The organism is Rhodococcus sp. ACPA4, from assembly GCF_002300185.1.
GTDB lineage: Bacteria > Actinomycetota > Actinomycetes > Mycobacteriales > Mycobacteriaceae > Rhodococcus_F > Rhodococcus_F globerula.
Genome location: NZ_NSDY01000001.1, coordinates 1,893,056 through 1,918,942 on the forward strand (window position 1 = coordinate 1,893,056; position 25,887 = coordinate 1,918,942).

26 protein-coding genes and 1 pseudogene are annotated in these 25,887 nt (G+C 62.4%); 10 read left to right on the plus strand and 17 right to left on the minus strand.

The annotated features are described in order from the left end of the window. Positions 1–4: 4 nt before the first annotated feature. From CJ178_RS08585 to CJ178_RS08600, 4 genes are read right to left on the minus strand one after another with little or no spacing between them, the layout of a single operon-like run. Positions 5–1,018 carry a class I SAM-dependent methyltransferase gene (locus CJ178_RS08585; protein ID WP_372472364.1) on the minus strand — a complete coding sequence of 338 codons (1,014 nt, stop codon included), beginning with the start codon at positions 1,016–1,018 and terminating at the stop codon, positions 5–7. 52 nt (positions 1,019–1,070) lie between these two features. Further along, the gene (locus tag CJ178_RS08590; protein WP_045070404.1) at positions 1,071–1,850 is read right to left on the minus strand and encodes an enoyl-CoA hydratase/isomerase family protein; all 780 of its coding nucleotides are present in this window, start codon (positions 1,848–1,850) and stop codon (positions 1,071–1,073) included. A gap of 10 nt (positions 1,851–1,860) precedes the next feature. Beyond that, entirely contained in the window at positions 1,861–2,688 is an 828-nt protein-coding gene (locus CJ178_RS08595; protein ID WP_033231089.1) for an NUDIX hydrolase, read from the minus strand. A gap of 11 nt (positions 2,689–2,699) precedes the next feature. Further along, positions 2,700–3,551 carry an ABC transporter ATP-binding protein gene (locus CJ178_RS08600; RefSeq protein ID WP_179300730.1) on the minus strand — a complete coding sequence of 284 codons (852 nt, stop codon included), beginning with the start codon at positions 3,549–3,551 and terminating at the stop codon, positions 2,700–2,702. A gap of 33 nt (positions 3,552–3,584) precedes the next feature. On the opposite strand from CJ178_RS08600, the pseudogene glgX reads away from it, so the two are divergent. Beyond that, positions 3,585–5,525: pseudogene (glgX, locus tag CJ178_RS08605) on the plus strand (glycogen debranching protein GlgX); the annotation flags it as partial. A 14-nt stretch (positions 5,526–5,539) separates the two neighbouring features. Here the strand turns inward: glgX and yczE are convergent. From yczE to ctaD, 4 genes are all read right to left on the minus strand, one after another. Beyond that, a complete protein-coding gene (gene yczE / locus CJ178_RS33645) occupies positions 5,540–6,229 on the minus strand; it encodes a membrane protein YczE (protein ID WP_306453209.1) in 690 nt (229 codons plus the stop codon). Between the two features lie 120 nt (positions 6,230–6,349). After that, entirely contained in the window at positions 6,350–7,123 is a 774-nt protein-coding gene (locus tag CJ178_RS08615) for a peptidyl-tRNA hydrolase (protein ID WP_095886530.1), read from the minus strand. Beyond that, the gene (gene serB / locus CJ178_RS08620; protein WP_033231092.1) at positions 7,120–8,340 is read right to left on the minus strand and encodes a phosphoserine phosphatase SerB; all 1,221 of its coding nucleotides are present in this window, start codon (positions 8,338–8,340) and stop codon (positions 7,120–7,122) included. Before serB ends, CJ178_RS08615 begins: the two co-directional genes overlap by 4 nt. Before the next feature lie 150 nt (positions 8,341–8,490). After that, positions 8,491–10,224, minus strand: coding sequence for an aa3-type cytochrome oxidase subunit I (ctaD, locus tag CJ178_RS08625; RefSeq protein ID WP_072782333.1), 1,734 nt, complete (start codon positions 10,222–10,224; stop codon positions 8,491–8,493). A 359-nt stretch (positions 10,225–10,583) separates the two neighbouring features. Between ctaD and CJ178_RS08630 the strand changes: the two genes are divergently transcribed. From CJ178_RS08630 to CJ178_RS08640, 3 genes are read left to right on the plus strand one after another with little or no spacing between them, the layout of a single operon-like run. Continuing rightward, on the plus strand, positions 10,584–11,576 hold the full coding sequence (locus tag CJ178_RS08630; RefSeq protein ID WP_095886531.1) for an ABC transporter substrate-binding protein: 993 nt from the start codon (positions 10,584–10,586) through the stop codon (positions 11,574–11,576). Positions 11,577–11,613: 37 nt separating this feature from the next. Continuing rightward, positions 11,614–12,678: an iron-siderophore ABC transporter substrate-binding protein gene (locus CJ178_RS08635; RefSeq protein WP_095886532.1), complete on the plus strand. Its 1,065-nt coding sequence runs from the start codon at positions 11,614–11,616 to the stop codon at positions 12,676–12,678. 4 nt (positions 12,679–12,682) lie between these two features. Continuing rightward, complete coding sequence (locus tag CJ178_RS08640; RefSeq protein WP_095886533.1) at positions 12,683–13,159, plus strand: NUDIX hydrolase; 477 nt, start codon at positions 12,683–12,685, stop codon at positions 13,157–13,159. 89 nt (positions 13,160–13,248) lie between these two features. Here CJ178_RS08640 and nrdF read toward each other — a convergent pair whose 3' ends face one another. Continuing rightward, a complete protein-coding gene (nrdF, locus tag CJ178_RS08645) occupies positions 13,249–14,214 on the minus strand; it encodes a class 1b ribonucleoside-diphosphate reductase subunit beta (RefSeq protein ID WP_033231096.1) in 966 nt (321 codons plus the stop codon). 171 nt (positions 14,215–14,385) lie between these two features. Between nrdF and CJ178_RS08650 the strand changes: the two genes are divergently transcribed. Together CJ178_RS08650 and CJ178_RS08655 are read left to right on the plus strand one after the other, a co-directional pair. Continuing rightward, entirely contained in the window at positions 14,386–15,303 is a 918-nt protein-coding gene (locus CJ178_RS08650) for an SPFH domain-containing protein (RefSeq protein WP_033231097.1), read from the plus strand. A 12-nt stretch (positions 15,304–15,315) separates the two neighbouring features. Further along, positions 15,316–15,528: a hypothetical protein gene (locus CJ178_RS08655; RefSeq protein ID WP_020969285.1), complete on the plus strand. Its 213-nt coding sequence runs from the start codon at positions 15,316–15,318 to the stop codon at positions 15,526–15,528. Between the two features lie 70 nt (positions 15,529–15,598). Here CJ178_RS08655 and nrdE read toward each other — a convergent pair whose 3' ends face one another. The 3 genes from nrdE to CJ178_RS08670 form a co-directional block, all read right to left on the minus strand. After that, positions 15,599–17,782 (minus strand): class 1b ribonucleoside-diphosphate reductase subunit alpha, encoded by a 2,184-nt coding sequence (gene nrdE / locus CJ178_RS08660; RefSeq protein ID WP_033231098.1) that lies wholly within the window; start codon positions 17,780–17,782, stop codon positions 15,599–15,601. Next, the gene (gene nrdI, locus CJ178_RS08665; RefSeq protein ID WP_033231099.1) at positions 17,740–18,219 is read right to left on the minus strand and encodes a class Ib ribonucleoside-diphosphate reductase assembly flavoprotein NrdI; all 480 of its coding nucleotides are present in this window, start codon (positions 18,217–18,219) and stop codon (positions 17,740–17,742) included. The genes nrdE and nrdI overlap by 43 nt, the downstream gene beginning before the upstream one ends. 101 nt (positions 18,220–18,320) lie before the next feature. Then, positions 18,321–18,551, minus strand: a complete 231-nt coding sequence (locus CJ178_RS08670; protein WP_033231100.1) for a redoxin NrdH — start codon at positions 18,549–18,551, stop codon at positions 18,321–18,323. Between the two features lie 302 nt (positions 18,552–18,853). Between CJ178_RS08670 and CJ178_RS08675 the strand changes: the two genes are divergently transcribed. Continuing rightward, entirely contained in the window at positions 18,854–19,693 is an 840-nt protein-coding gene (locus CJ178_RS08675) for a siderophore-interacting protein (protein ID WP_095886534.1), read from the plus strand. A gap of 75 nt (positions 19,694–19,768) precedes the next feature. Here CJ178_RS08675 and CJ178_RS08680 read toward each other — a convergent pair whose 3' ends face one another. After that, the gene (locus tag CJ178_RS08680; protein ID WP_033231102.1) at positions 19,769–20,335 is read right to left on the minus strand and encodes an NAD(P)H-dependent oxidoreductase; all 567 of its coding nucleotides are present in this window, start codon (positions 20,333–20,335) and stop codon (positions 19,769–19,771) included. A 107-nt stretch (positions 20,336–20,442) separates the two neighbouring features. Between CJ178_RS08680 and CJ178_RS08685 the strand changes: the two genes are divergently transcribed. Continuing rightward, a complete protein-coding gene (locus CJ178_RS08685; protein ID WP_033231103.1) occupies positions 20,443–21,042 on the plus strand; it encodes a TetR/AcrR family transcriptional regulator in 600 nt (199 codons plus the stop codon). A gap of 36 nt (positions 21,043–21,078) precedes the next feature. Further along, positions 21,079–21,858 carry an META domain-containing protein gene (locus CJ178_RS08690; protein WP_095886535.1) on the plus strand — a complete coding sequence of 260 codons (780 nt, stop codon included), beginning with the start codon at positions 21,079–21,081 and terminating at the stop codon, positions 21,856–21,858. A gap of 15 nt (positions 21,859–21,873) precedes the next feature. On the opposite strand, the gene CJ178_RS08695 is transcribed toward CJ178_RS08690, so the two are convergent. Continuing rightward, positions 21,874–22,428 (minus strand): nucleosidase, encoded by a 555-nt coding sequence (locus tag CJ178_RS08695; protein WP_045070428.1) that lies wholly within the window; start codon positions 22,426–22,428, stop codon positions 21,874–21,876. 33 nt (positions 22,429–22,461) lie between these two features. On the opposite strand from CJ178_RS08695, the gene nadE reads away from it, so the two are divergent. Beyond that, a complete protein-coding gene (nadE, locus tag CJ178_RS08700) occupies positions 22,462–23,286 on the plus strand; it encodes an ammonia-dependent NAD(+) synthetase (RefSeq protein WP_095886536.1) in 825 nt (274 codons plus the stop codon). Positions 23,287–23,364: 78 nt separating this feature from the next. Here nadE and CJ178_RS08705 read toward each other — a convergent pair whose 3' ends face one another. The 3 genes from CJ178_RS08705 to moaA all read right to left on the minus strand — a co-directional run bounded on the left by CJ178_RS08705 (position 23,365) and on the right by moaA (position 25,826). After that, a complete protein-coding gene (locus CJ178_RS08705) occupies positions 23,365–24,138 on the minus strand; it encodes a hypothetical protein (RefSeq protein WP_095887900.1) in 774 nt (257 codons plus the stop codon). Between the two features lie 364 nt (positions 24,139–24,502). Continuing rightward, positions 24,503–24,760, minus strand: a complete 258-nt coding sequence (locus CJ178_RS08710) for a MoaD/ThiS family protein (protein WP_080711593.1) — start codon at positions 24,758–24,760, stop codon at positions 24,503–24,505. Further along, entirely contained in the window at positions 24,753–25,826 is a 1,074-nt protein-coding gene (moaA, locus tag CJ178_RS08715; protein WP_095886537.1) for a GTP 3',8-cyclase MoaA, read from the minus strand. Before moaA ends, CJ178_RS08710 begins: the two co-directional genes overlap by 8 nt. Positions 25,827–25,887 lie beyond the last annotated feature (61 nt).

Consider the following 25,887-nt stretch of genomic DNA (forward strand, 5'->3'; position numbering starts at 1 on the left):
TGTTTCAGTTGCCTGGCTTTACGCCGGTGATCATGACGTTGTAGAAGAAGCCGCGCGGTACGACGTGGCGCAGAATCTTCTCGTCGACCCAACTGAGGGTCTTCCAACCACCGAAAGCGAAGCGCCCCCAGCCCCAACCGAGCTTTTCCTGCGGAACTGCGGCTTCGAAGGTGCGAACCGGCCACCCGAGCAGTGCGGCGGCAAATTCTTCGGTGGCGGCGTGAACCTGGTCGGCGCCTGCGGACTTCGCCATGTTCTCGAGGTCCGTCGGGTCGAACGTGTGAATGTCGACAACAGCTTCGAGAGCGGCGGCGCGTGAGGACTCGTCGAGCTCCTCCTGTGGACGACGCCAGTCGGCGAGGAACGGCAGCTTGGTCACCGTGGTCGTGGCTTCCCATGTCGCGCGGCCGAGCCAGCGAGCATAGAAGTTACCGACGGTGGTCGGCTCCCCCGCGAAGACAAAGCGCCCACCGGGCTTGAGGACACGAAGAACCTCGCGCAGCGACTTCTCCACGTCGGGAATGTGGTGCAGCACAGCGTGTCCGACCACGAGGTCGAAGGTGTTGTCCTCGTAGGGAATGGTCTCGGCGTCGGCGACGCGTCCGTCGACGGGCAGACCAAGGTTTTCGGCGTTGCGCATCGCGACCTTGACCATGCCGGGCGAGAGGTCAGTGACCGAACCCGTCTTGGCAACCCCACCCTGCATCAGGTTGAGGAGGAAAAAGCCGGTGCCGCAACCCAGTTCCAGTGCCCGCTCGTACGGCAGCGGCTGATCACCGGCGACGGCGTCGAACCGGCCCCTGGCGTAGTCGATGCAGCGCTCGTCGTACGAGATGGACCACTTGTCGTCGTAGGTCTCGGCTTCCCAGTCGTGGTAGAGCACCTGAGCAAGCTTGGTGTCCTTACGAGCGGCCTCGACCTCTTCGGCCGTGGCGTGCGGCCGCGGCGCGGGGTCCATTACTGCTTCCTCGGCAGCAGGCGGCGTGGCAATGTCGTCGTCAGTGGGGCTGGCAGTCATTCGGCTATCCTACTCGCTGGTAAGAGATGAACAAGTTCTAATTTAGGGAAGCCTACCGGCCCGTGAACTCGGCCTTGCCCGGACCGTTCTCGATGAACGACGCCATGCCGATCGACTGATCCTCGGTCGCAAACAGTCCTGCGAACAGATGCTGCTCGATCTTCAGGCCCGTTTCCAGGTCCGTGTTCAGGCCCTCGTCGATAGCAGCCTTAGCAGCCGCAATCGCACGCGATGCGCCGCCCACGAACTGCGACGCCCACTTCCGGGCAGCGGTGTACACGTCGTCCGGCGCGACAACCTCGTCGATCAAGCCCATTGCCAACGCCTCGTCAGCACCGACAAAACGGCCGGTGAACACCAGATCCTTGGCCTTAGCCGGTCCGATGAGACGGGCCAATCGCTGGGTGCCGCCGCCGCCGGGGATGATGCCGAGCAAGATCTCCGGTACGCCGACCTTGGCATTGTCTCCCGCGATACGACGGTCCGCGGAGAGTGCAACTTCGAGTCCGCCGCCAAGGGCATAGCCGGTGATCGCTGCAACGGTCGGCTTCGGGATCGCGGCGACGGCGCCGATTCCGGCTTGGATTCCGGCCACCGCGTCACTGATCTGAGCGAAGTCCATCTCGGCCATTTCCTTGACATCCGCACCGGCAGCAAAGACCTTTTCGCCGCCGTAGACGATGACGGCCTTCACTGCCGGATCGACTGCCGCCGCGCGTGCCGCGACCGCGAGTTCGTCCTGGACCTGACGGTTCAGAGCGTTCATCGGGGGGCGCGCGAGACGGATCGTGCCGATACCGTCGGAAACCTCGAGAGTTACGAATTCAGACATGCCCTGGAGATTACTTGGCGGGCCGGGCAGCCCAAGGATGCGGCCCGGGGATGTAGTAGTCATCCTGATTCGGGAAGTCGATCCGGAACGTCGTCTCGTCGCGGTAGAGCGTCGGGAGGATGATCGGAATCTCGGGTTCGGCCGCCAGGACGTCGGCAACGGAGTTGTACTTCGCCAACTCCGTCAGCTGAGTCCAGGTGGGCGGCAACAGGATACTGTCGCCGGCGCGCCAATGGTCCAGCGCGTCCTGCGGACTCTGCCAGCGAACCTCGGCTGCCTCGGAGGTAACTCCATCGGCCACCTGGCCCTCGGGTGACGCGGCCACGAAGAAGCGAGTGTCGTATCGACGGGCCTCACCGATCGGGGTGATCCAGTTCGCCCACGGACGCAACAGATCGGTACGCAGAACCAGATTCTCCTGCTTCAGGAAATCGCTGAACGTGAGTTCGTGGTTCTCGAGAGCAACCCGCGACGCCGAGTAGCCGGACGTGTCTGCGACGACGGTATCCGCACTCGGCCCGGCGAGCAGGACACCGCATTCCTCGAACGTCTCACGGACTGCTGCCAGCACGAGCGCCTTGGCTCGCGCGACATCGGTGCTGAAACGCTCCGCCCACCACTGAGCCGACGGACCCGCCCACTCGACCTCGGCCGTGCCGTCGGACTTGTCGACGCCGCCGCCGGGGAACACGGTCATCCCGCCGGCAAACGCCATCCCCTTCACCCGCTGGAGCAGGAATATCTCGATGCCCGATGCCGCGTTTTCCGCGTCGCGCACCAGAATCACCGTCGATGCGTCCTTGGGTGTGGGGACAGCGTCCGCAAACTCGTTAGCCATGTTTCGGGAACCTACACCGTCACGGGTGCCCGGTGTGCTCCGGATGCTCGCGTACGACGCGCGAAGTACCGACCGTCGACCTGATCGAGGGTGATCGACTGACTGAACGCGTTGCTGAGGTTCTCGGCGGTGATGACGTCCTCGAGCAGCCCCTGAGCCACGACGCCACCTTCCTTGAGCAGGAGGGCATGAGTGAATCCCGGCGGGATCTCCTCGACGTGGTGGGTGATCAGGACAGTGGCGGGCGCGTCGGGATCGGCCGCGAGTACAGCGAGGCGGGCGACCAGTTCTTCGCGGCCACCAAGGTCGAGGCCGGCTGCGGGTTCGTCGAGCAGCAGCAGTTCAGGATCGGTCATCAGGGCACGCGCGATGAGCACTCGCTTACGTTCGCCCTCGGAAAGAGTCCCGTACGTGCGGTCCGCGAGATGTTCGGCGCCGAGGCTCTCGAGCATCTCGACGGCACGGGATGTGTCCATCGCCTCGTACTCCTCGCGCCAGCGGCCGAGAACCGCATAACCAGCCGAGACAACAAGGTCGCTGACCTTCTCGTCGGCGGGTACCCGGTTGGCCAGCGAGGACGACGACAGGCCGATGCGCGGCTTGAGTTCGTTGACGTCGACGCGGCCGAGCACCTCGCCGAGCAGATGCGCGGTACCGCTGGTGGGAAACACCTCGCCGGCCGCGATACGCAGCAGCGACGTCTTGCCCGCACCGTTGGGTCCGAGCACCACCCATCGCTCGTCGAGCTCCACCTTCCACGTCACCGGACCCACAAGAGTGGACCCGCCGCGGCGGATGAGAACGTTGTCGAAATCGATGAGCAGGTCAGGATCAGGTGTTGGCACCCGACCATCTTCCCGCACATTCTCCGGCCATCCACGGCAGGATCTACTTGCGTGTCGCCTCTAGATGAATCTCACACCCCACTTCCGGGTTCTCCGTTCCCACTCGGAGCGACCGTCGTCGACGGCGGAACCCAGTTTGCCGTCCATTCGCCGGACGCCACCGCGGTACAGATCTGCCTGATCAACAGCGCCGGCCGAGAACAGCGTGTGAACCTCCGCCAACACACGTACGGAATCTGGCACGGAGTGATCAACGGCGTCGGGGCCGGGCAACGTTACGGCGTCCGCGCCGACGGACCGTGGAGTCCGCGGACAGGTCAGCGGTTCAATCCCCACAAACTTCTGATCGACCCGTGGGCGCGCCGCATCGAAGGTGACCTCGGCGACGCTGCAGCGCTGCGCGACTACCAACACGATCCGTTCGGCGAACCGTCGACAGTCGACTCGCTCGGCCACGTCCCCGTCTGCGTCGTGACGGCCGGCCTGACACCGCCGCACCATCGACTCGAGACACCGTGGGAGGAGACGGTGATCTACGAACTTCACGTCGGCGCCTTCACCGCCACTCATCCCGACGTACCGATCGCGCACCGCGGAACGTATCTCGGGCTTGCAGCCCCAGCCATCGTCGACTACCTCGTAGGCCTAGGCGTCACGGCCGTGGAACTGCTTCCCGTCCAAGCATTTCTGACCGAAGACAGCGTTCGGTCGCGCGGAATGCGCAATCACTGGGGCTATTCGACGGCGTCGTACTTCGCGCCGCACCCCGGTTATGCGGCTACCCCGGGCAACGAGGTCTCCGAGTTCCGGTTCATGGTCGACGCGTTGCACAACGCCGGAATCGAAGTGATTCTCGACGTCGTCTACAACCACACCTGTGAGCAAGGCGTCGACGGAATCAGCGTCAGCTGGCGCGGATTGGATGCGCGCGGCTACTACCTCCTGAGCGAAAACGGCAGCGATATCGACCTGACCGGGTGCGGCAATACCGTCGACGCCTCCTCCCCTGTCTCGGTGCGCATGATTACCGACAGCCTGCGTTACTGGGCCGATGAGATGGGCGTCGACGGCTTCCGTTTCGACCTCGCGAGCGCGCTGGGACGACCACGCGGCGGCGCCTTCGATTCGCGAGCTGCCGTGCTCTCGGCGATCTCGTCCGACCCCGTCTTGACGCGTCGAAAATTGATCGCCGAACCATGGGACGCCACCGGCGACGGCTATCAGGTGGGCAACTTCGGCTTGCAGTGGTCCGAGTGGAACGACAAGTACCGCAGCAGTATTCGACGCTTTTGGAACGGCGATTCCAGCGTCCGGGAAGTTGCGTCACGACTCGCAGGCTCGGAGGACGTTTTTGCCGGCAACGGTCGGCGGCCGTGGGCATCGATCAACTTCGTGACCTCCCACGACGGCTTCACCGCGGCCGATCTCGTGTCGTACAACGCAAAACACAACGAGGCCAACGGTGAGGACAACCGCGACGGCGCCGACAACAACGATTCGTTCAACCACGGAATCGAAGGCCCCAGTTACGACAGCGACGTCATCGAAGCCCGTCGCCGACACGTCCGGGCACTCCTGGCAACACTCGTCCTCTCCACCGGCACACCGATGCTGACCGCGGGTGACGAGTTCGGACGCAGCCTCGGCGGCAACAACAACGCGTATTGCGTTCCCACGCATGCAACGCCGGCACAATCGTGGGCACTCGATTGGTCGAGTGCGGATCCCACCCTGATCAGTTTTGTCTCCCGAGCACTTGCACTGCGCCGATCGGCACCTGCCCTCCGGCAACCTGAGTTCTTCGAGGGGCGCCGACGCATCGACCATCCCGACCTCGTCTGGTTCGACTCCACCGGAACCGAATTCGACGACAGCGCCTGGTACGACGAGCGCAACCGAACAGTGCAAGCGTGGATAGACGGCGCCGACGTCCGCTCCCATACGCGTGCCGGGCGACCACTCGGCGACAGCAGCTGGCTACTGATCCTGCATTCCGGCGGACCGGCTCAGATCACGGTCGGAACCCCGGAATGGTTCGACGGTTCACTGGTGCCGGTGTTCGATTCGGCCACCTCCACCGGCGAACCAGGGTCGGCCGGCCCCGTCGCAGTTGGTTCCACGCTGACGGTGAGCGGTCCGACGGTCCTGGCCTTGCGCGTCCCTGTCACTGCCGCCGTCATGGAGTCCGGCAGCACCTTGATCAAGAGCTGAATGGTGGGTCCGATCCCCAACGCGTACAGCACGGTTCCCACACCGACCGTGCCGCCGAGGACCCACCCCACGGCAAGGACAACAACCTCGATGCTGGTCCGAACCAGGCGAACCGACAGCCCGGTGCGCGCGACAAATCCCGTCATCAGCCCGTCGCGTGGGCCGGGGCCCATGCCCGCTCCGATGTACAGGACACTGGCCAACCCGTTGAGAAGAACACCGGATACCAGCATGAGGATTCGAACTGGCATGGAATCAAAGTCCGGCAAAAAGGCCAATGAGGTATCCACTGAAATGGCGATGACAACAACGTTGGCGCCGGTTCCGAATCCCGGTCGTTGACGCAGCGGGATCCACAACAACAGCACAAGCGCACCGGTGATCGCGGTGATGACACCAAAACTCAACGAGAACCGCTCTGCCACACCCTGATGAAAAACATCCCAGGGGTCCAGGCCGAGTCCGGCGGCGATCATCATCGCCATCGAGAAGCCGTACAGCCACAGGCCAAGGAACAGCGAGGCAAATCTACGTATGAGCACTCAGCCATCCTGCAGGCTCACTGGACACTTAACCCATAGCCAAGATGGCGATACTGGACTGGTCTAGCCGGGAACCGCAATCACCGTCATCGACCCGGGCGCCACTTCGGTGTAACCGGCATCCCTGACAGCGACGGCGTCGGAACTCAACCGAGCCACAGCATCCGCCCAGTGCGCCGGGTCCGCGTCACGAACCGAACACCGGAATCCGGTCTGAGCCCAGCGCCAGGCTTCCTCGTCGGACATGGCTGCCGCCAACAGCATTGACGCATGACCGACCTGTGCCGATGCTTTTCCCACCGTCATCTCGAGCGCGGGGTCAATCCACAGCACGGGCAGTCCAGGCATGGGCGGACCCGGGATGTCGTGTTCGAGATCGGTGCCGCCGATCTGCATCTTCTTGATCCGCGGATCAAGTTCCCCGACAGGTCCGGGCACCAGAGCCCGGGCCTGGGCACCGTCGACATCGACAGTGATTCCCGCGACATCCTGCGCGGCCAACCACTGCGCTCCCCGAGCGCGGCGCGACACCTTACGAATTCGCCCGCTCACCCATGCCGTGAAGCTGCCTCGCCACGGGCCGGGTTCGCCGTCCTCGGCCAACCCGACTCGCTCGTCGAGACACAAAGCGACCGACGCCGATGCGGCCGCTTCGAGGAGCGAACTGCGCAGAGGCGGATCAGCTTTCGGAATATGCAGGACCATCGGCATCGCCAAAACCTGCGCGGGATCGGCCGGATCGGGCCGGCCACCGTAACCCGCAGCCAGCACGGCGTGCCGGGCGCGCCAGAGCGCGTCCGGGCCCGACATCACCGCGGCGCAGGGGTCGTCGATCATGGGATCGGCACGCGCCGAACGCCGCCGTCGATCGCGTCTGCTGCTTCGACCTCGTCGCGAGTCACACCGAGGATGAAGAGCACGGCGTCGAGGAACGGATGCGACAGCGCCGCGTCGGCAACCTCGCGCAGTGCCGGCTTCGCGTTGAACGCCACACCAAGGCCGGCAGCATTGAGCATGTCGATGTCGTTTGCGCCGTCACCGACGGCCACGGTCTGTTCCATGGGGACGCCGACCTGATCGGCGAACTTCCGGAGCGCGACCGCCTTGGCGGCGCGGTCGACAATTTCGCCGATCACTCGGCCGGTCAACTTGCCGTCGACGATTTCCAGGGTGTTGGCGTGAACGAAGTCCAGTTCGAGTTCGTGTGCCAATCCTTCGATGACCTGACGGAATCCGCCGGAGACAACGCCACAATGGAAGCCGAGACGACGCAAGGTGCGGATGGTGGTGCGTGCACCTGGGGTCAGTTCGATGCTCGCAGCTACCTCGTCGATCACCGAGGCGTCCAGTCCCGCGAGGGTGGCCACCCGCTGATGAAGCGATTCGGTGAAGTCGATCTCGCCGCGCATCGCAGCTTCCGTGACAGCGCGAACCTCGTCTTCGACGCCGGCCTTGGCAGCGAGCATCTCGATGACTTCACCCTGAACGAGCGTCGAGTCGACGTCGAACACGATGAGACGCTTGGCGCGCCTTGCCAAACCGGCGCGCTCGACCGCGATGTCGACGTTCTCGAGTGCTGCGACTTCGGCAAGACCGGTGCGCAACTTCGCGTCTGCGTCGGCGCTGCCGGCGGAGCTGACACTGAGTTCCAGGCCTGTCACCGGGTAGTCGGCAACACCGCGAATGGAATCGATGTTGGCGCCCTGCTTGGCCAACTCGCGTGCCACTCCGCGCATCGCGCGAGCATTCACGGGACTGCCGAGAACGACAACGGCGTGGGTGGACACAGCGGGCCGACCGGGATCTGCGCCGATTTCGATGTCGACGTTCATGCCGACCGTCGCCATCGCCTGCTCGAGTTCTTCTTGCAGCGCCTCCGGATCGTTCGGGCATGCAACGAGGACGCCGAGCGTGAGCCGACCTCGGATGACCACCTGCTCGACGTCGAGCAGGCTCACATTGTGCCGCGACAGTGCGGCAAACAGTACCGAGGTGACACCGGGCCGGTCAGGCCCGGTCACGGTCACCAGAACAGTGGTGTCTGAGGCACCCACCGAGAACTCCGATCATTTCTTGGAAATCGTGTCGTGATCGACATGCGTCGACACCTATTGTGCCAATCGGCAATCGAACAAGCGAAAGGCCCCACCCGTTGTTCGGGCGGGGCCTTTGGCGTTGACCTACGTGTAGGTCGGGTTGCTCATTTAGTGAGAACTGCCTTCGAGGGCGTCGTTCTTACTGTTGTGGCCGGGGCCGACGTGCGCTTCTGCGCGCATCCGCTCAACCATGTGCGGGTAGTGCAGTTCGAATGCCGGACGCTCGCTGCGGATACGCGGCAACTCGGTGAAGTTGTGACGCGGCGGCGGGCAACTGGTTGCCCATTCGAGCGAGTTTCCGTAACCCCACGGGTCGTCGACCGTGACAACTTCGCCGTAGCGGTAGCTCTTGAAGACGTTCCAGATGAACGGCAGCGTCGAGGCACCGAGTACGAAGGCAAAGATTGTCGAGACCGTGTTCAGCGACGTGAAGCCGTCGGACGGCAGGTAGTCGGCGTAACGACGCGGCATGCCTTCGGCGCCGAGCCAGTGCTGCACGAGGAACGTGCCGTGGAAGCCGACGAACGTGGTCCAGAAGTGCCACTTGCCGAGGCGCTCGTCCATCATGCGGCCGGTCATCTTCGGGAACCAGAAGTAGATACCGGCGTAGGTGGCGAACACAACGGTGCCGAAGACCACGTAGTGGAAGTGGGCAACCACGAAGTAGCTGTCCGTGACGTGGAAGTCGAGCGGCGGGCTCGCGAGGATGACACCCGACAGACCACCGAAGAGGAAGGTGATCAGGAAGCCGATCGAGAAGAGCATCGGCGACTCGAAGGTCAATTGCCCCTTCCACATCGTTCCGATCCAGTTGAATATCTTCACGCCTGTCGGCACTGCGATCAAGAACGTCATGAACGAGAAGTACGGGAGCAGAACTGCGCCGGTTGCGTACATGTGGTGCGCCCACACGGCGATCGACAGAGCTGCAATGGCGAGCGTTGCATACACCAGACCGCTGTAGCCGAAGATCGGCTTACGGCTGAAGACCGGGAAGATCTCCGAGACGATGCCGAAGAACGGCAGCGCGATGATGTACACCTCGGGGTGACCGAAGAACCAGAACAGGTGCTGCCAGAGCAACACACCGCCTGTTGCCGGGTCGAAGATGTGACCACCCAGATGTCGGTCGACGAACAGGCCGAGCAGTGCAGCGGTCAGCAGCGGGAACGCCAGCAGGATGAGAATGCTGGTGATGAAGATGTTCCAGGTGAAGATCGGCATGCGGAACATGGTCATACCGGGTGCACGCAGGCAGATCACGGTGGTGATCATGTTGACGCCACCGAGGATGGTGCCGAGACCACCGACTGCGAGGCCCATGATCCAGAGGTCAGCGCCGACGCCCGGAGAATGCAGTGCATTCGTCAACGGGGTGTAGGCGGTCCAACCGAAGTCGGCTGCGCCACCGGGGGTCACGAATCCGGCCGTCGCGATGATCGCACCGAACAGGTACAGCCAGTAGCTGAACGCGTTCAGACGCGGGAACGCAACGTCGGGCGCGCCGATCTGCAGCGGAAGAATGTAGTTGGCGAAGCCGAAGACGATCGGCGTCGCGTACAGCAGCAGCATGATGGTGCCGTGCATGGTGAACAGCTGGTTGAACTGTTCGTTCGAGAGAAACTGCATGCCGGGCACAGCTAGCTCGGCACGCATCATCAGTGCCATGAGGCCACCGATGAGGAAGAAGGCGATGGAAGTCGCCAAGTACATGATTCCGAGCACCTTGGGGTCGGTGGTCGTGATCATCTTGAAAATGAATGAGCCCTTGGGTCCCTGCCGCGGCGGGTAAGGCCTGGCTGCAGCTATCGCGGGGACTGGCTGGGGCGCTACGGCAGTCACTGATCCTCCTGAATGTGCCTTTGGTCGCTCCGCAGACTCCTTCGACAGAGCCTTTGGTCGCGCCGCAGGGTCCATTTCCCGGCGTGCGGGAAACGGCTTCTGGCTTGCGCTCATCGAATCGTAGACCGTGACCGTGACGCCTCGCGACCCGGTCCTACTCAGCGTCGTACTCGAGGGACCGTTTTGGCTCCCACTAAACGATCGACCTGCGGTTTATGTTCCCGAAGTGACGAGTGTGATCTCGTGTTGCGGCGTGTCGCACCCTGATTTCGCATCGCCAGGGAGTCGAAGCCCGAACTGTCCCGTTGTTCGGTCCGGTTGTTAAGGTCTGGCTTGCCTAACCTAGTACAGGAGTACCCGTGAAACACTTTGCTCGCCGAACCGCGGCGATTTCCGTCGTTGCCGCCCTGGCGTTGATCGTCCCCGCATGTTCGAGTGACGAGCCGGACACCACCGCGACGTCGACCGAACAGGGGGCATTTCCCCGCACGATCGAACACTTCCGCGGTAGCACCGAGATTCCGTCGCAGCCCAAGCGAGTCGTTGCGCTCGACAACAGCTTCACCGACGCCACACTGCTCCTCGAGTCACCCCTCGTGGGATACGTCGACTACCGCGAGCCGGGATTGCCCGACTACCTCGGATCAACCCGCGACGAGTTCGCAGCCGACGCAATTTCCGTCGGAACAGTCGGCGCCGTCAGCCTCGAGAAGATCGCGGCACTCCAGCCCGATCTGATCATCTCGGCCGAAGTCCGCGACGGCAAGAACTACGAACAACTCTCCGCAATCGCCCCGACCGTGTTCACACAGACGACGGGACCGACGTGGAAGGCCAACATCCGACTCGTCGGTGAGGCCCTCGGCAAGGAAGATCTTGCCGAGCAGAAGATCGGCGAATACGAAGCGCGTGCCGCCTCCGTCGGAAGCGCCGTCAACAAGGCCGCGAACAACCCGGTCATCTCCGTCGTCCGCTTTGCCGGCGAACCGACAGCACGCCTGTACCGCACCACCTCGTTCAGCGGCATCGTCCTTGAGGACGCCGGCCTCGCCCGCCCGAGCAACCAGGGCCCCGATCCTGCCGACCCGGGCAATATCATGATGAAGATCAGTCCAGAGCTGATCAACGAGGCCGACGCCGACGTCATCTTCGTCAGTACGTGGCAGGATCCCGAGGGCAAGAGCGCCGAAGCCGCGAAGCCGTTCCTCACGAGTCCGCTGTGGCAAACTCTGCGTGGCCGTACCGTCGACGTCGACGATTCGGAGTGGATGTCTCCGGTCAGTATTCAGGGCGCGCACCTGATTCTGGACGACCTCGCGGACACGTTCGGAGTGGACAAGTCGAGCAGCTAACCTAAAGCGGCGCCCGCCCACACAGGAAGCCGTCGACTTGACCGTTCTCTCCCGCATTACCGTTCGCCGCGTCTCGATACTCGGCATCGCAGCCACACTCCTTGTATTGAGTGGTTGTTCGTCGGACACCTCCGACGACATCGCCAGCAGCATCGTGCGGACCACGACGTCCATCGCCGGAGCCGGTGTCATGGGGCTCGCGCGCGATACGGCGAGCGCGTGCCCCACCCCGACAGCGGCCGACGCCGGCGCCGGACCCACGGTGACGCGACAGGTCGCGCACACGGCCGGCACGGCCGAGGTTCCCTCGGATCCTGCGCGCATCGTTGTGCTCGACAGTGCGTCGATGGACGCGGTGTGTGCATTGGGATTGTGGGAACGTGTGGTGGGCGCCGCGACGGGCGTGGATTCACCTCAGCCGTCGTACCTCGGTTTCGGCATTTCGGAGATTCCGAGCGTCGGCCCGGTCAGCGCGCCCGATGTCGCTGCGATCAAGGCAGCAGCACCGGATCTGATTCTCGGATCGAGTCCGGCGTCGGCGGACTTGTACGGGCAACTGACCGGCATCGCCCCGACAGTGTTTGCCGGTTCCGATCCCGTCTATTGGAAGTCGCAGTTCGCTCTGGCCGGCCAGGCCCTCGGACGGTCCGCCGCAGCAGCAGCCGCTCTGGACGGTTACCAACGGGACGCTCGGGAACTGGGCGAGTCGCTCAATTCGGCGCAGACTCAGGCATCTGTGGTGCGGTTCGATTCGGACTCGCTGAACATCGAGGGCCCCGCCTCGTTCTCGGGTCAGATTCTGAGCGATGTCGGGGTGCGCCGGCCCCCAGCACAACGACTCACCGACACCGTGACCGCCGAGGTTCCCGCCGACGATCTCAGCGCTGCCGAAGGTGATCTGATCTACGTGCTGTTCGACGGTCCGAACGGGCTGAAGTTCGGAACCGAGGTGATGAAGAGCGACCAGTGGCACGATCTGGGAGCGCCCTCCGGGAACCGCGTCTTCGTCGCTGAGGACGAGATCTGGAACGGCAACGGTATGACTGCCGCGCGCGCCGTTCTCGACGATCTCCAGCACACGCTCAACGGTTACGCGAGCTGACGCGATGCCGATCCCTGAGTTCATCGTCGAGTTACGCGAAAAAATCGGTCACGCGCCACTGTGGCTGTCCGGAGTCAGTGTCGTGATTCGCGACGACGAGGGCCGCGTGCTCCTCACCCGCCGCGCCGACAACGGATTGTGGGCAGTGGTGTCCGGCGTTCTCGAGCCCGGCGAGGAGCCGGCGTCGGCTGCCGTTCGCGAAGCCAAGGAAGAGACGGGCGTCGACGCGGAGTTGGTTCGCATCACGAGTGTTGATGTGACAGAACCTATTACGTACCCCAATGGGGATATCACGCAGTATCTCGACGTTTGTTTCCTGGCCCGCTGGACGGGCGGCGACGCGCATGTCGCGGACGACGAGAATCTCGAGGTTGCGTGGTTCGCGCCCGACAACTTGCCCTCGGATCTGACCGACACGTCGCGCCTGCGTCTGGAAAAAGCGTTGCAGGACAAGGCAGAAGCCTGGTTCTCGGCGAGCTAGCCCTCCCCTACCGGCAACAAAAGCCCGATTCCCGCGTGTGCAGGAATCGGGCTCAGTTGTCAGGGGCTGGAAATCCTGAGCGCGTCGCTCTAGAAGTCCCAGTCGTCGTCTTCGGTGTTGATGGCCTTGCCGATGACGTAGGAGCTACCCGAGCCGGAGAAGAAGTCGTGATTCTCGTCGGCGTTGGGTGAAAGTGCCGACAGGATAGCCGGATTGACGTCCGTCTCGTCCTTCGGGAACAGTCCTTCGTAACCGAGATTGTTGAGCGCCTTGTTCGCGTTGTAACGCAGGAACTTCTTGACGTCCTCGGTCAGTCCGACCTCGTCGTAGAGATCCTGGGTGTACTCGACCTCGTTCTCGTACAGCTCGAAGAGAAGCTCGAACGTGTAGTTCTTGAGCTCTTCACGCTCTGCCTCGGACAGCTGCTCGAGGCCCTTCTGGTACTTGTAGCCGATGTAGTAACCGTGCACGGCCTCGTCGCGGATGATGAGGCGGATGAGGTCGGCCGTGTTGGTGAGCTTGGCCCGCGAGGACCAGTACATCGGCAGGTAGAAGCCCGAGTAGAAGAGGAAGCTCTCGAGCAGGGTCGACGCGACCTTGCGCTTGAGCGGCGACTCACCGTTGTAGTAGTCGAGAACGATCTGAGCCTTGCGCTGCAGGTTCGGATTTTCCTCCGACCAGCGGAAGGCGTCGTCGATGTCGGGCGTGGAGCACAGCGTCGAGAAGATGGAGCTGTAACTCTTGGCGTGCACCGATTCCATGAAGGCGATGTTGGTGTACACCGCTTCTTCGTGTGGGGTGATGGCGTCGGGGATGAGGCTGACGGCGCCGACGGTTCCCTGAATGGTGTCGAGCAGCGTCAGACCCGTGAATACGCGCATCGTGAGCTGCTGCTCAGGCGCGGTCAGAGTCCCCCAGGACGGGATGTCGTTGGAGACCGGCACCTTTTCGGGCAGCCAGAAGTTACTGACGAGGCGGTCCCACACCTCGGCGTCCTTCTCGTCCTGGACGCGATTCCAGTTGATTGCGGAAACGCGACTGACCAGCTTGACCATAATTCCTACCTAGCGCGAGAGATACTGCCGAATGTTGGCTTGCCTGAACACTACCCGTTGTGTCCGACTCCAGACGCCAACACAACAAGATGTGTCGTACGCGCCCACCTGCCAACGTGAAAAATGTGATATCAATTAAATATCACTTACCGATGAGGAAGCGAGTCTCACATGACCAGCACGCCCACCGTGGCCGAGAAACCAACCGGAGTTGCCACCACCACAATCGCCGAACGCCCAGGTTGGGACCTGTCGGGCAGCTGGATGCTCCTCGGCGGATTGATTCTGTTCCTCGGCGGAATCGCCCTGGCCGTTGTCGGAGGGCTCCTCGGACTCATAGCGCTGATTCCCATCGGAGTGGTGCTGTTCCTCGCGTCACTCCCCGCACTGATCGGCCTGACACTGGTGCAGCCGAACCAGGCGCGTGTTCTGCAATTCCTGGGAAGTTCGTACAGCGGCACATTGCGCACCCCTGGACTGCGCTGGACAAACCCGCTGACCGTGCGTCGTTCCATCTCCACCCGCATCAGAAACCACGAGACCGGCCAGTCCAAGGTCAACGACGCCGACGGCAACCCCATCGAGATCTCGGCCGTTGTCGTCTGGCAGGTGGCCGACACCGCGCTCGCGTCATTCCAGGTGGACGACTACGAGGAGTTCGTCTCGGTTCAGACCGAGGCAGCAGTACGCCACATCGCCGGCAGTTACCCGTACGACGCCGAAGGCCGAGTCTCGTTGCGGGAGAACGCCGACATCATTACAACGACGCTGTCGGAGGAAGTTCACGCCCGCGTGCGGGCGGCAGGGGTCGAAGTGATCGAGACCCGCATCAACCGGCTTTCCTACGCACCGGAAATCGCCAGCGCGATGCTGCGCCGCCAACAGGCGGGCGCTGTCATCGCCGCCCGGACGCAGATCGTCGAAGGCGCAGTGTCGATGGTGGACATGGCCCTCAAGCAGCTAGAGGAAAAGCACGTCGTCGAACTCGACGAAGAACGCAAGGCCACGATGATCAGTAACCTTCTGGTCGTGCTGTGCGGTGACCGCGACGCACAACCGGTGCTCAACACCGGTTCGCTCTACCAGTAAAGGGAAGGCCACATGGCCACGGATCCAGCTCCGAGATCAGAGCGGAAGAAGATCCTTCTTCGGTTGGACCCGGCGGTGCACGACGCTCTTGCCCGCTGGGCCGCCGACGACCTCCGAAGTACCAATGCCCAGATCGAATTCCTACTCCGACGGGCGCTCACCGAGCACGGCCGAATGCCGAAGAACGCCGGCAAGATGCATGGTCCCGGCCGGCCGCCGTCCTAGCAGAGAAAATGCCCCCGTGCGCCTTTCCGGTAGTGGTTACTACCAAAAAGGCGCACGGGGGCGGAGCCCTTTACAGCATGCAGGAAACGCAGCCCTCGACCTCGGTGCCTTCGAGTGCCAGCTGACGCAGACGGATGTAGTAGAGCGTCTTGATGCCCTTACGCCATGCGTAGATCTGCGCCTTGTTGATGTCGCGGGTGGTGGCGGTGTCCTTGAAGAACAAGGTCAGGGACAGGCCCTGGTCGACGTGCTGCGTTGCGGCAGCGTAGGTGTCGACGATCTTCTCGTACCCGATCTCGTAGGCATCCTGGTAGTACTCCAGGTTGTCGTTGGTCAGGTAGGGCGCCGGGTAGTAGACGCGACCGATCTTGCCTTCCTTGCGGATCTCGATCTTCGATGCCACCGGGTGGATGGAACTGGTGGAGTAGTTGATGTACGAGATCGAACCGGTGGGCGGCACGGCCTGCAGGTTCTGGTTGTAGATGCCGTGCTTCTGCACCGACGCCTTCAGCTCACGCCAGTCGTCCTGCGTCGGAATGTGAAGGTCGGCGGCGGCGAACAGTCCACGAACCTTCTCCGTGGCCGGCTCCCACACCTGGTCGGTGTACTTGTCGAAGAATTCACCCGACGCGTACTTCGACTGCGGGAAGCCCTTGAAGTAGGAACCGCGTTCGATGGAGATCCGGTTCGATGCCCGCAGAGCGTGGAACAACACGGTGTAGAAGTAGATGTTCGTGAAGTCGATGCCTTCTTCGCTGCCGTAGAAGATTCGCTCACGAGCAAGGTAGCCGTGCAGGTTCATCTGGCCGAGGCCGATGGCGTGAGAGTCGTTGTTGCCCTGCTCGATCGACGGCACGGAGTAGATGTGCGTCTGATCCGACACCGCGGTCAAGCCGCGGATCGCGACCTCGATGGTCTTGGCGAAGTCGGGCGAGTCCATGGTCTTCGCGATGTTCAGCGAACCGAGGTTGCAGGAGATGTCCTTGCCGACGTGGCTGTAGGTCAGGTCCTCGTTGAACTCGGACGGCGTGGAGACCTGCAGGATCTCCGAGCACAGGTTCGAGTGCGTGATCTTGCCTTCGATGGGGTTGGCCTTGTTCACCGTGTCCTCGAACATGATGTACGGGTAGCCCGATTCGAACTGCAGCTCTGCGACGGTCTGGAAGAATTCGCGAGCCTTGATCTTGGACTTGCGAATACGCTTGTCGTCGACCATCTCGTAGTACTTCTCGGAGACGTTGATGTCGGAGAACGGAACGCCGTAGATGCGCTCGACGTCGTACGGCGAGAACAGGTACATGTCCTCGTTCTTCTTCGCCAGCTCGAACGTGATGTCCGGGATCACGATGCCGAGCGACAGCGTCTTGATGCGGATCTTCTCGTCGGCGTTTTCACGCTTGGTGTCGAGGAAGCGGTAGATGTCGGGGTGGTGTGCGTGCAGGTAGACGGCACCGGCACCCTGACGCGCTCCGAGCTGGTTTGCGTACGAGAACGAGTCCTCGAGGAGCTTCATGATCGGGATGACACCCGAGCTCTGGTTCTCGATCTTCTTGATCGGCGCACCGTGCTCACGAATGTTGGTGAGCAGCAACGCAACTCCGCCGCCACGCTTGGAGAGCTGCAGAGCCGAGTTGATGGAGCGCCCGATGGACTCCATGTTGTCTTCGATGCGCAGGAGGAAGCAGGAAACGGGCTCGCCGCGCTGCTTCTTGCCGGAGTTGAGGAATGTGGGGGTTGCGGGCTGGAAGCGACCGGCAATGATCTCGTCGACAAGTTCGACGGCCAGATCTTCGTTGCCGGCAGCCAACGTCAGGGCCACCATGCACACGCGGTCTTCGAAACGCTCGAGGTAGCGCTTTCCGTCGAACGTCTTGAGCGTGTAGGACGTGTAGTACTTGAACGCGCCCAGGAACGTCGGGAAGCGGAACTTCTTGGAGTACGCGTGATCGATCAGGAACTTCACGAACGTACGTGAGTACTGATCGAGAACCTCAGGCTCGTAGTAGTTTTCCTCGACGAGGTAGTCGAGCTTCTCGTCGAGATTGTGGAAGAACACCGTGTTCTGGTTGACGTGCTGCAGGAAGTACTGACGGGCCGCCGCGACATCCATCTCGAACTGGATCTCGCCGTTTGCGCCGTACAGGTTGAGCATGGCATTGAGTGCGTGGTAGTCGAGACCGTTGGTGGAATCACCGCCGCGTGCGTCACGTTCTACGCTTCCAGCCGCGATCGTGTCAGTGATGGTTGGCGCCACTGCCCGTTCTCCTTCTCTGCTTCGAGATGATTCCAGAACTCCCCCAAGCCTTCTCGTACCCGTTCGACGTCCTCGGCAGTGCCCATGAGTTCGAAGCGGTACAGAAAAGGAACGTGGCATTTCTGGGAAATGATGTTTCCTGCGTAACAAAAGGATTCACCGAAATTGGTGTTTCCTGCCGCGATCACAGCTCTGATCAACGACCTGTTGTGTGGATTGTTCAAAAAACGAATGACCGGCTTGGGCACATAGCTGGTGTCGCGGCCTGTCACTGTTGCCCCGCCGCCGTAAGTCGGCAGGATCAGTACATAGGGCTCGTCGACGAGAAATGAGCCGTCACGGTCATGGATGGGTATGCGTGTCGCAGGCAGCCCGAGACGTTGAACGAATCGGTGGGTGTTCTCCGACACGCTGGAGAAATAAACCAGCGAAGTCATCGGTTGTCACCATTTCCTCATGCGGTGCCCGGAACTTTCGACTATTCAACACTTTCAACTACAGGGCCGACAGCGTCGTCGGCCACCGGCGCAGCCGCGCTTCAAGCAGCGACGGCCAGCGTCTTGATGCGATCGGGACGGAAACCCGACCAGTGATCTTCACCGGCAACCACGACGGGTGCCTGGAGGTATCCGAGCGCCATGACGTAGTCACGTGCCTCGGCATCCTCGGTGATGTCGATGATGTCGTATTCGAGACCGGCCTTGTCGAGGGCGCGGTAGGTGGCATTGCACTGAACGCAAGCGGGCTTGGTGTAGACGGTGATGCTCATGAGAGTCCCTCTTTCGCTTAGCCAACAAAGGCCGATGTAGTGATGTTCAGCACCGATTCGACCGATTGCCGGAGCTTCGCTCAAGGCGTTCCGCGTTGTGGTCTCTCAGTGCTCAAGACACTACACCTAGTGGCCGACAGAATCACATAACCGAAGATGTTGTGAGTCACATAGATGAAATTCCCAGGTCGACCCAGCTCAGCACCCATAACTCCGCGCCAATTCCACGCCGTGTCGGCGTGTCGGCGCTCACATGTGCGCCGCCTACTCGACCGGGTCTCGGAACACCCCGCAGCTCTACCATGAGCGACGTGGAATCAGCCCCGATCGACCTCCCCAGCGACGAAGCCCCACGCCACCTGGCAACTGTTCTCGAGGCAACGCAGATAACGCCAGGGATGCGCAGAATCACCTTCGGCGGTGCCGGCCTGGCCGACTTCGCATCAAGTGACCTACCCGACGAACGGGTGCTTGTCCGGTTCCCACTCGAGCCCCCACACGCGCGTAGTTACACAGTGCGCCGCTGGAGCGCGGACACCGGCGAGCTCGATATCGACTTCGTTCTGCACGGACACGGCGGGGCGGCGCGCTGGGCCGAGACGGCTATCCCCGGCGACACAGTGCACCTGTCGAGCGCCAACGGATGGTTCCGCCCGCCCGAGAACATCGAGTGGCTGACGTTGCTCGCCGACCACGCCGCACTCCCCGCAGTCGGCCGAATTCTCGAGAGCCTGCCGGCCGGGATTTCCGTACAGGTGATCGCGCAGATTCCCGATCCGAGCGAGCAGCAGAGCTTCACGACCGCAGCCGACGCCGACATCCGATGGATCGGTGACGCCGACTCCCTTCTCACCGAGTTGGCCGCCGTTCCCCTACCTCCCGGCACCGGATACGTCTGGTGCGCACTCGAGGCCGCAGCAGCGCGCAAGGTTCGCGCCTACCTGCGTCACACGCTCAAGATCCCCGCGACCGCCATGCACACCATGGGTTACTGGCGCGCCGACAAGGAGAACTGGGAACGTCGCTATGCTCTCGTCGCGGAGCGCATCGACGAGGCAATGGGCGCAGCAATGATGGCGGGCAAGGACTTCGAGTCCGTTCGTGATGCCGTCGACGCCGCCATGGAACGCGAAGGCCTGTAGCGCGGCCGACCCCGGCTGACATGAAACGAGGGTCACGCCTGTCCGGCGTGACCCTCGTTCGAGAACTGGTACAGATTATGCGTTGACGAGCGTCTTCGTGGCGTCGACCAGGTCTGCGACAACCTTGGACACCTGTGCGACAACCTCAGCGTTCTCGCGTGCGTGCGAGGTGCCGAACTTGTCGAACGTGCTGGCGACAGCAAGAGCGGAATCGCTGAGCACGTTGCCGCCGGCGATGCCGACAGCCTTGACCGTGTCGTCGTTGGCCCACTTCGCACCGTTGCCGCTGGGCGATGCGCTGATGACTGCAACCGGCTTGCCGGAGACAGCACCCGCGCCGTAGGGACGCGAGATCCAGTCGATGGCGTTCTTGAGGACAGCGGGGATGGTGCCGTTGTACTCGGGGGTGACGAGCAGGAAGGCGTCGGCATTGCCGGCTGCGGCCCGCAGGGCGTCGACTGCGGGGATCGATGCACCTTCGACGTCGAGGTCTTCGTTGTAGAAGGGAACGTCGGCGAGGCCTTCGAAGATCGTCAGGGCAGCACCCTCCGGCGCAGCGGACACTGCAGTCTCGGCGAGCTGACGGTTGACGGATCCGGCGCGCAGGCTTCCGACGAGAACGAGAACATTGCTCTGTGACATTGGGTGATTCCTTCGAGATTGGTGCGGTGGGCGGCTCTGGTTGAAAGTTATACCCCCTAAACGGACCACGGTCCACTTATATTCCGCAGCCATGTAACCTCGACCGGGTGAGCGCAATCCCCCTACCCCAGATCGGCGCGCAACCGGCCGAGCGCGGCGACGCCGCACGTAACCGGGCACTTCTGCTCGACGCCGCAGCGTTGCTCGTGGCCGAACGCGGAGTCGACGCCGTCACCATGGACGCCGTCGCGTGCCGCGCAGGTGTGGGCAAGGGCACAGTCTTTCGCCGCTTCGGCAGTCGTGCTGGATTGATGCAAGCACTCCTGGACCACACCGAGCGAGAGTTGCAGCACGCCTTCATGTTCGGTCCGCCGCCACTGGGGCCTGGCGCGCCGCCGATAGACCGACTGGTCGCCTTCGGTCGCGCCCGCATCGCCATGGTCGAGGTCCAGGGCGACGTTCTCCGCGCTGCCGAGAACGCGCCGGAGTTTCGCTTCGGTGGCCCGGCCCGCTCGCTGAGCATCGCGCACGTGATCAGTTTGCTCCGCACGGCCGGCGTCGAGGGCGATCTGGAACTTCTCGCCTCGGCACTATTGGCGCCACTCGAAGCGTCGTTGGTTCTGTACCAGGTTCGCGACCTCGGGATGACGACGGAAAGACTCGCTGACGGTTGGGAAAATCTTGCCCGGCGCGTTACTCGATGTTGAAGACCTCGAACACATTCCAGCGCCTAGTCTGAGCCAATGCGCATCGCAGCCGCCGTCCTCGGCCTCCTCGCCATCGCAGCCGTCAGCGGCTGTTCCAGCAACTCGGAAACACCGGACTCGGTCGCCGATCCCGCAGGGCGGGTATTCATCTCCACCCAGGTGGACGGAACCCCGATTCCCGGCGGCGGCCCGCTGTCCCTCGACTTCACGACGCCCGGCCTGGTGGCGGCGACTGCCGGCTGCAATACAGCGAGCGGCGCAGTCGAATTCACGGACGGCAAGATCGCCACCGACACGATGGCCTCGACGATGATGGCGTGTGAGCCCACCGTCATGGAATCCGATGCTTGGGTGACAACGCTCCTTTCCGCGCAGCCGTCCTGGACACTGTCCGGTGACACGCTCACGCTCACCACCGACACGATCACCGTCACGCTGGCCGACAAGAAGGTCGTCGACCCGGACCGTCCTGTTCAGGGCACTGCCTGGACCGTGACGTCGCTCATCACTCCCGACGCCGTCACATCCAGCCTGGCACTCGAAACCTCGGCGCCGGAACTCACGATCGCCGCCGACGGATCGGTTACCGGCAGCACCGGATGCAACCGCATGATGGGCTCGGCAACGGTCACCGACACCACCATCACCTTCGCCCCGATGGGAACCACGAGGATGGCGTGCGAGCCAGAAGTTGCCGACATCGAACGGCACGTCCTGACAGTGCTCGACGGTGAGGTCACCGTCGCCGTCGACGCCGGAACCATGACGCTCCGCAAGCCCGACGGCAACGGCTTGATCCTGACAGCCCAGGCTTGATCGAACGAGTCCGACTCAGACGTTCTCGGCCAGCCAGCGCCCCAATTCGCGGGCGCTGGCATCGATTTGGGCCGGCCAGTCCAGAGCGGAATCGTCAGCCTGATCGCTCACATGCTTGACCAACCGGCACCGAGCACCGGCGGCCCGCGCCGCGTAGGCGACCGCAAAACCTTCCATGTCCACCAGATCGGCCCGCTGCGCGAGCGCATCCCGGACGGCCGCGTCGGAGACAAACGCGTCGCCGGTGGCCAGAACCGAATCGTCGCCGTCGACTAAGGCCAGTCGATCCACAACCTCGTGGCCGAACGATCTGATCGCCGCACTGCTGATGTCGTGATTGATCACGACACCCGGCACGAACAACCCGCCGTGATGCACGTGCAGCGCGCCTGCAGTGCCGATATTGACGACCAACGGCAACTCTCCGGGAAGAAACCGTGCCAGCGCCGACGCGACTGCCGTTGCCGCACTGACCTTTCCGATACCGGTGATCACCAACTCGAACTCCTGCGGAACGTACGCCGCCTCCGCCTTGGTTGCGCTGACCACCAGAACTTTCTTCGCACTCATGCGCGAGACGATACCGGTCGCTAAAGTTCCCTCATGGCCACATTGCGCGAGAGCATCATCGACGAACTAGGCGCGAAGCCGTCCATCGAGCCGGCGGCCGAAGTCCGCACCCGGGTTCAGTTCCTGAAGGACTATCTGCTGTCCACTCCTGCCAAGGGATACGTGCTGGGCATCAGCGGCGGGCAGGACAGCACACTGACCGGTGCGCTCGCTCAGCGCGCGGTGACAGAACTGCGTGAGGAGGGCCACGACGCCGAGTTCGTTGCCGTTCGATTGCCGTACGGCGAGCAGGCCGACGAGTCCGACGCGCAGATCGCGCTCGGTTTCATCAAGCCCGACCGCAGCCTGACCGTCAACGTCAAGCCCGGAGCCGACGCCACAGCCCGTGAAGCTTCCGAGGCCCTAGGCGACGGTGAACTGCGAGACTTCGTGCGCGGCAACATCAAAGCTCGGGAGCGCATGATGATCCAGTACGCCATCGCCGGCCAATTGGGGTACATCGTGATCGGCACCGATCACGCTGCCGAGGCCATCACGGGATTCTTCACCAAGTTCGGCGACGGCGGAGTCGACATCACACCGCTGACCGGCCTGAGCAAGAGGCAGGGCGCCGCACTGTTGCAGGAACTGGGCGCGCCCGAGAGCACGTGGCGCAAAGTGCCCACCGCAGACCTCGAAGACGACCGCCCCGCCCTCCCCGACGAGGTGGCGCTTGGACTCACCTACGCCCAGATCGACGACTACCTCGAAGGCAAGGACGTCTCCACGGAGGTATCCGACAAACTCGAGAAGATGTACTTGAACACCCGTCACAAGCGGACCGTTCCGGTTACCCCGCTCGACACCTGGTGGCACTAGCCGGCCAGGCCCCACCTACATGCACGCGGCGCCCACCTTCCGAGAGGAAGGTGGGCGCCGTGCTTCGTTCTGCTGTTATCAGCTGGCCGAGAGGCTGCCGAAGATGTTGCCCAGGCTGCCGAACGGGCTGGCAGGCTCGTCCTTCAGCGCGAAGTTCGTGGTGCAACCGTTGAACTTCACGGCGTCGACGTTCGTGGTGGTGCCGATGTCCCCGCGGCCGATGCTTACGCCGTAGTGCTCAATCGTGGCGTCGGGGTTGCCTGCGATGATGTCGTCAAGATCGGACGGAACGTTCTTGGGTGCACCCACGATATCGCGGGTGCTGATCCACTTGCCGTTCTGGATATTGGTGTGCGTTCCACCGGTGGCGGTGTCAACGGAGTCGTTTCCGTTTGCTACCCAATACAGCGTCGCGAATCCGTTCTCGCCCTCTGCCGAGTTGGTAGTGCCGGTCAGACGCAACTGGAACGAAGTCTGCGAAGCGGCGGCCTTCTCCGCGAAACCGATCTCACTCTTGGCCGCATCGGCGAGCGGGATCGAGCCTGCGGAGTGGTACCACGCCGAACGGTTGTCAGGGGTGGCCTTGACGATCTCCAGCTTCAGCGAACCATCGTCATCGACGATGTTGGTGTCCGAGTAGAAGGCAAGCTGGTTCTTCTCGTCGTCGAACGGAATGCCCCAGCCATTGGGGGTTGTCTCGGTCGACAGTGCCGAGCAGGTGAAGCCTGCGGCAGGGGCATCGGAAGAACCGAGTGAGCCGGTGGTCGCTCCGGCAAGTGCCGGAGCCGTCAGCGCTGCTGCGCCGACGAGAGCAAAAGCGAAACCGAGACGACGTGTGGAATTGCGGGACATGTAAGTACCTTTCACCATTCACGGGGGGAATTACGACAAAAGGTAACACATGAATTTGGCGAAAATTCTGACTCGGAAAATCCCTTGTCATTCATGTGAATGACGCATCTACCTGGATACCAAAAATGTTACATCCCCCAAAAGTATGAGTTCAGTCAGACAATTCCGACTAATCAGAACGACAATCAAATGTCAGTCAAACACCGAGGTAAAATGCGCTGACCAGCACAACGAAGCTGCGTCGCAAATCGGATCAACACGTCATACCGGGCCTCTTGGGACATCCGATCTCATCATTTAGGTCGGTACCTGTCAGCGACAGTAAACCGCAAAAGAATTTTGAGGTTTATTTTGATCGACAGCTCTAGCCGCCCGCGAAAGGCGGCAAAATGTCTACCGCAGGCCCCGCGACGCGACCGGTATCACGCGTCAATTCCTCGCCGACGAGATACGCAGAAACGGACAAAACGCGCTTCATGTCGGGGCCGTATTTGTCAGACAGAACAGCAACAAGATCAGCGAGCGTGCTTGAATGCGGCAGCGCGAGTGTCTCGCTACGACACCCCGACGCGTCTGCGGCTGCAGCGAAGTATCGAACCGACATCGATTCCGAATCAGCCACCGATTGCACCCATACTTCTCTCCGGCGGCACAAAGCCTTCTGCCGCAATCCCATGACCTGCCCACTTGTTCCACATTGCGCCCCGCCACAGATCAGCGATCTCATCGTCACCGCCGCCTGAACGCAGTGCTGCTCGCAGGTCCACTTCACGATCGCTGAACAGACATGACCGAATAGTTCCCTCGGCTGTCATACGTGTCCGATCGCAGTCGGCGCAAAAAGATCGAGTCACCGAAGCGATAATTCCCACCGTCGCCGGACCGCCGTCGATTTTCCATTCCTCGGCCGGCGCACTGGGGTCGTCACGCCCGATCGCGGTCAAAGTGAATCGAGTGCCCAATACGGTGAGAAGTTCCTCGGCGGTCACCATGTTCTCTCGCGCCCACGTGTGATCGGCGTCGAGGGGCATCTGCTCGATGAATCGCAATTCCACGCCGGCGTCCACGCACCAGTGGAGAAGCTCCGCCGCCCCGCTCAACGTCTCACGCATAAGAACGGCGTTCACTTTCAGTGGAGCCAGACCTACTCGCGCCGCAGCGTGAATTCCCGCTAACACCGACGGCAGTCTGTCGCGGCGCGTCAGTTCTGCAAAATGCGCGCGATCCACTGAATCCAAAGAGACATTGACGCGGGTCAATCCGGCTGCCGCTAATTGCTGCGCGCGGTGTTCCAATCCGACGGCATTAGTAGTCATTGCCAAAGGAATTCCGGGAACACGCTCAGCACAGCCGGAGATAATCTTCTCGAGATCTTTGCGCATCAACGGTTCGCCGCCGGTAAAACGAACTTCTCGAATGCCGAGACGATCGACTCCGATACCTACAACGCGAACAATCTCTTCGGTGGACAACAGATCTTCAGCGGGAATGACCGGCAGGCCTTCCTCGGGCATGCAATATGTACAACGCAGTGAACACTTTTCGGTGATCGAGATTCGCAAGTCACGGGCAACGCGCCCGAACTTGTCGATCAATACGTCGGTGTCAGGCCGGCCCGTCATCGACGCGGGATTGCCACGGACAGAACTGCTCCGGACAGTGGGGATCCCCACCACCACCGGAGTCATCGCTGCACCAGGTTCCACATCACTCCAGTATGGCGCAGCGGGCAACGGGAAGTGTCACTCG

Excerpts from the sequence above, each read along its gene's own strand:
- CJ178_RS08585 (WP_372472364.1), bottom strand. The coding sequence starts at position 1,018 with ATGACTGCCAGCCCCACTGACGACGACATTGCCACGCCGCCTGCTGCC.
- CJ178_RS08590 (WP_045070404.1), bottom strand. The coding sequence starts at position 1,850 with ATGTCTGAATTCGTAACTCTCGAGGTTTCCGACGGTATCGGCACGATC.
- CJ178_RS08595 (WP_033231089.1), bottom strand. The coding sequence starts at position 2,688 with ATGGCTAACGAGTTTGCGGACGCTGTCCCCACACCCAAGGACGCATCG.
- yczE (WP_306453209.1), bottom strand. The coding sequence starts at position 6,229 with ATGGCGATGATGATCGCCGCCGGACTCGGCCTGGACCCCTGGGATGTT.
- CJ178_RS08615 (WP_095886530.1), bottom strand. The coding sequence starts at position 7,123 with ATGATCGACGACCCCTGCGCCGCGGTGATGTCGGGCCCGGACGCGCTC.
- CJ178_RS08640 (WP_095886533.1), top strand. The coding sequence starts at position 12,683 with ATGCCGATCCCTGAGTTCATCGTCGAGTTACGCGAAAAAATCGGTCAC.
- nrdF (WP_033231096.1), bottom strand. The coding sequence starts at position 14,214 with ATGGTCAAGCTGGTCAGTCGCGTTTCCGCAATCAACTGGAATCGCGTC.
- CJ178_RS08650 (WP_033231097.1), top strand. The coding sequence starts at position 14,386 with ATGACCAGCACGCCCACCGTGGCCGAGAAACCAACCGGAGTTGCCACC.
- CJ178_RS08655 (WP_020969285.1), top strand. The coding sequence starts at position 15,316 with ATGGCCACGGATCCAGCTCCGAGATCAGAGCGGAAGAAGATCCTTCTT.
- nrdI (WP_033231099.1), bottom strand. The coding sequence starts at position 18,219 with ATGACTTCGCTGGTTTATTTCTCCAGCGTGTCGGAGAACACCCACCGA.
- CJ178_RS08670 (WP_033231100.1), bottom strand. The coding sequence starts at position 18,551 with ATGAGCATCACCGTCTACACCAAGCCCGCTTGCGTTCAGTGCAATGCC.
- CJ178_RS08675 (WP_095886534.1), top strand. The coding sequence starts at position 18,854 with ATGAGCGACGTGGAATCAGCCCCGATCGACCTCCCCAGCGACGAAGCC.
- CJ178_RS08680 (WP_033231102.1), bottom strand. The coding sequence starts at position 20,335 with ATGTCACAGAGCAATGTTCTCGTTCTCGTCGGAAGCCTGCGCGCCGGA.
- CJ178_RS08690 (WP_095886535.1), top strand. The coding sequence starts at position 21,079 with ATGCGCATCGCAGCCGCCGTCCTCGGCCTCCTCGCCATCGCAGCCGTC.
- CJ178_RS08695 (WP_045070428.1), bottom strand. The coding sequence starts at position 22,428 with ATGAGTGCGAAGAAAGTTCTGGTGGTCAGCGCAACCAAGGCGGAGGCG.
- nadE (WP_095886536.1), top strand. The coding sequence starts at position 22,462 with ATGGCCACATTGCGCGAGAGCATCATCGACGAACTAGGCGCGAAGCCG.
- CJ178_RS08705 (WP_095887900.1), bottom strand. The coding sequence starts at position 24,138 with ATGTCCCGCAATTCCACACGTCGTCTCGGTTTCGCTTTTGCTCTCGTC.
- moaA (WP_095886537.1), bottom strand. The coding sequence starts at position 25,826 with ATGACTCCGGTGGTGGTGGGGATCCCCACTGTCCGGAGCAGTTCTGTC.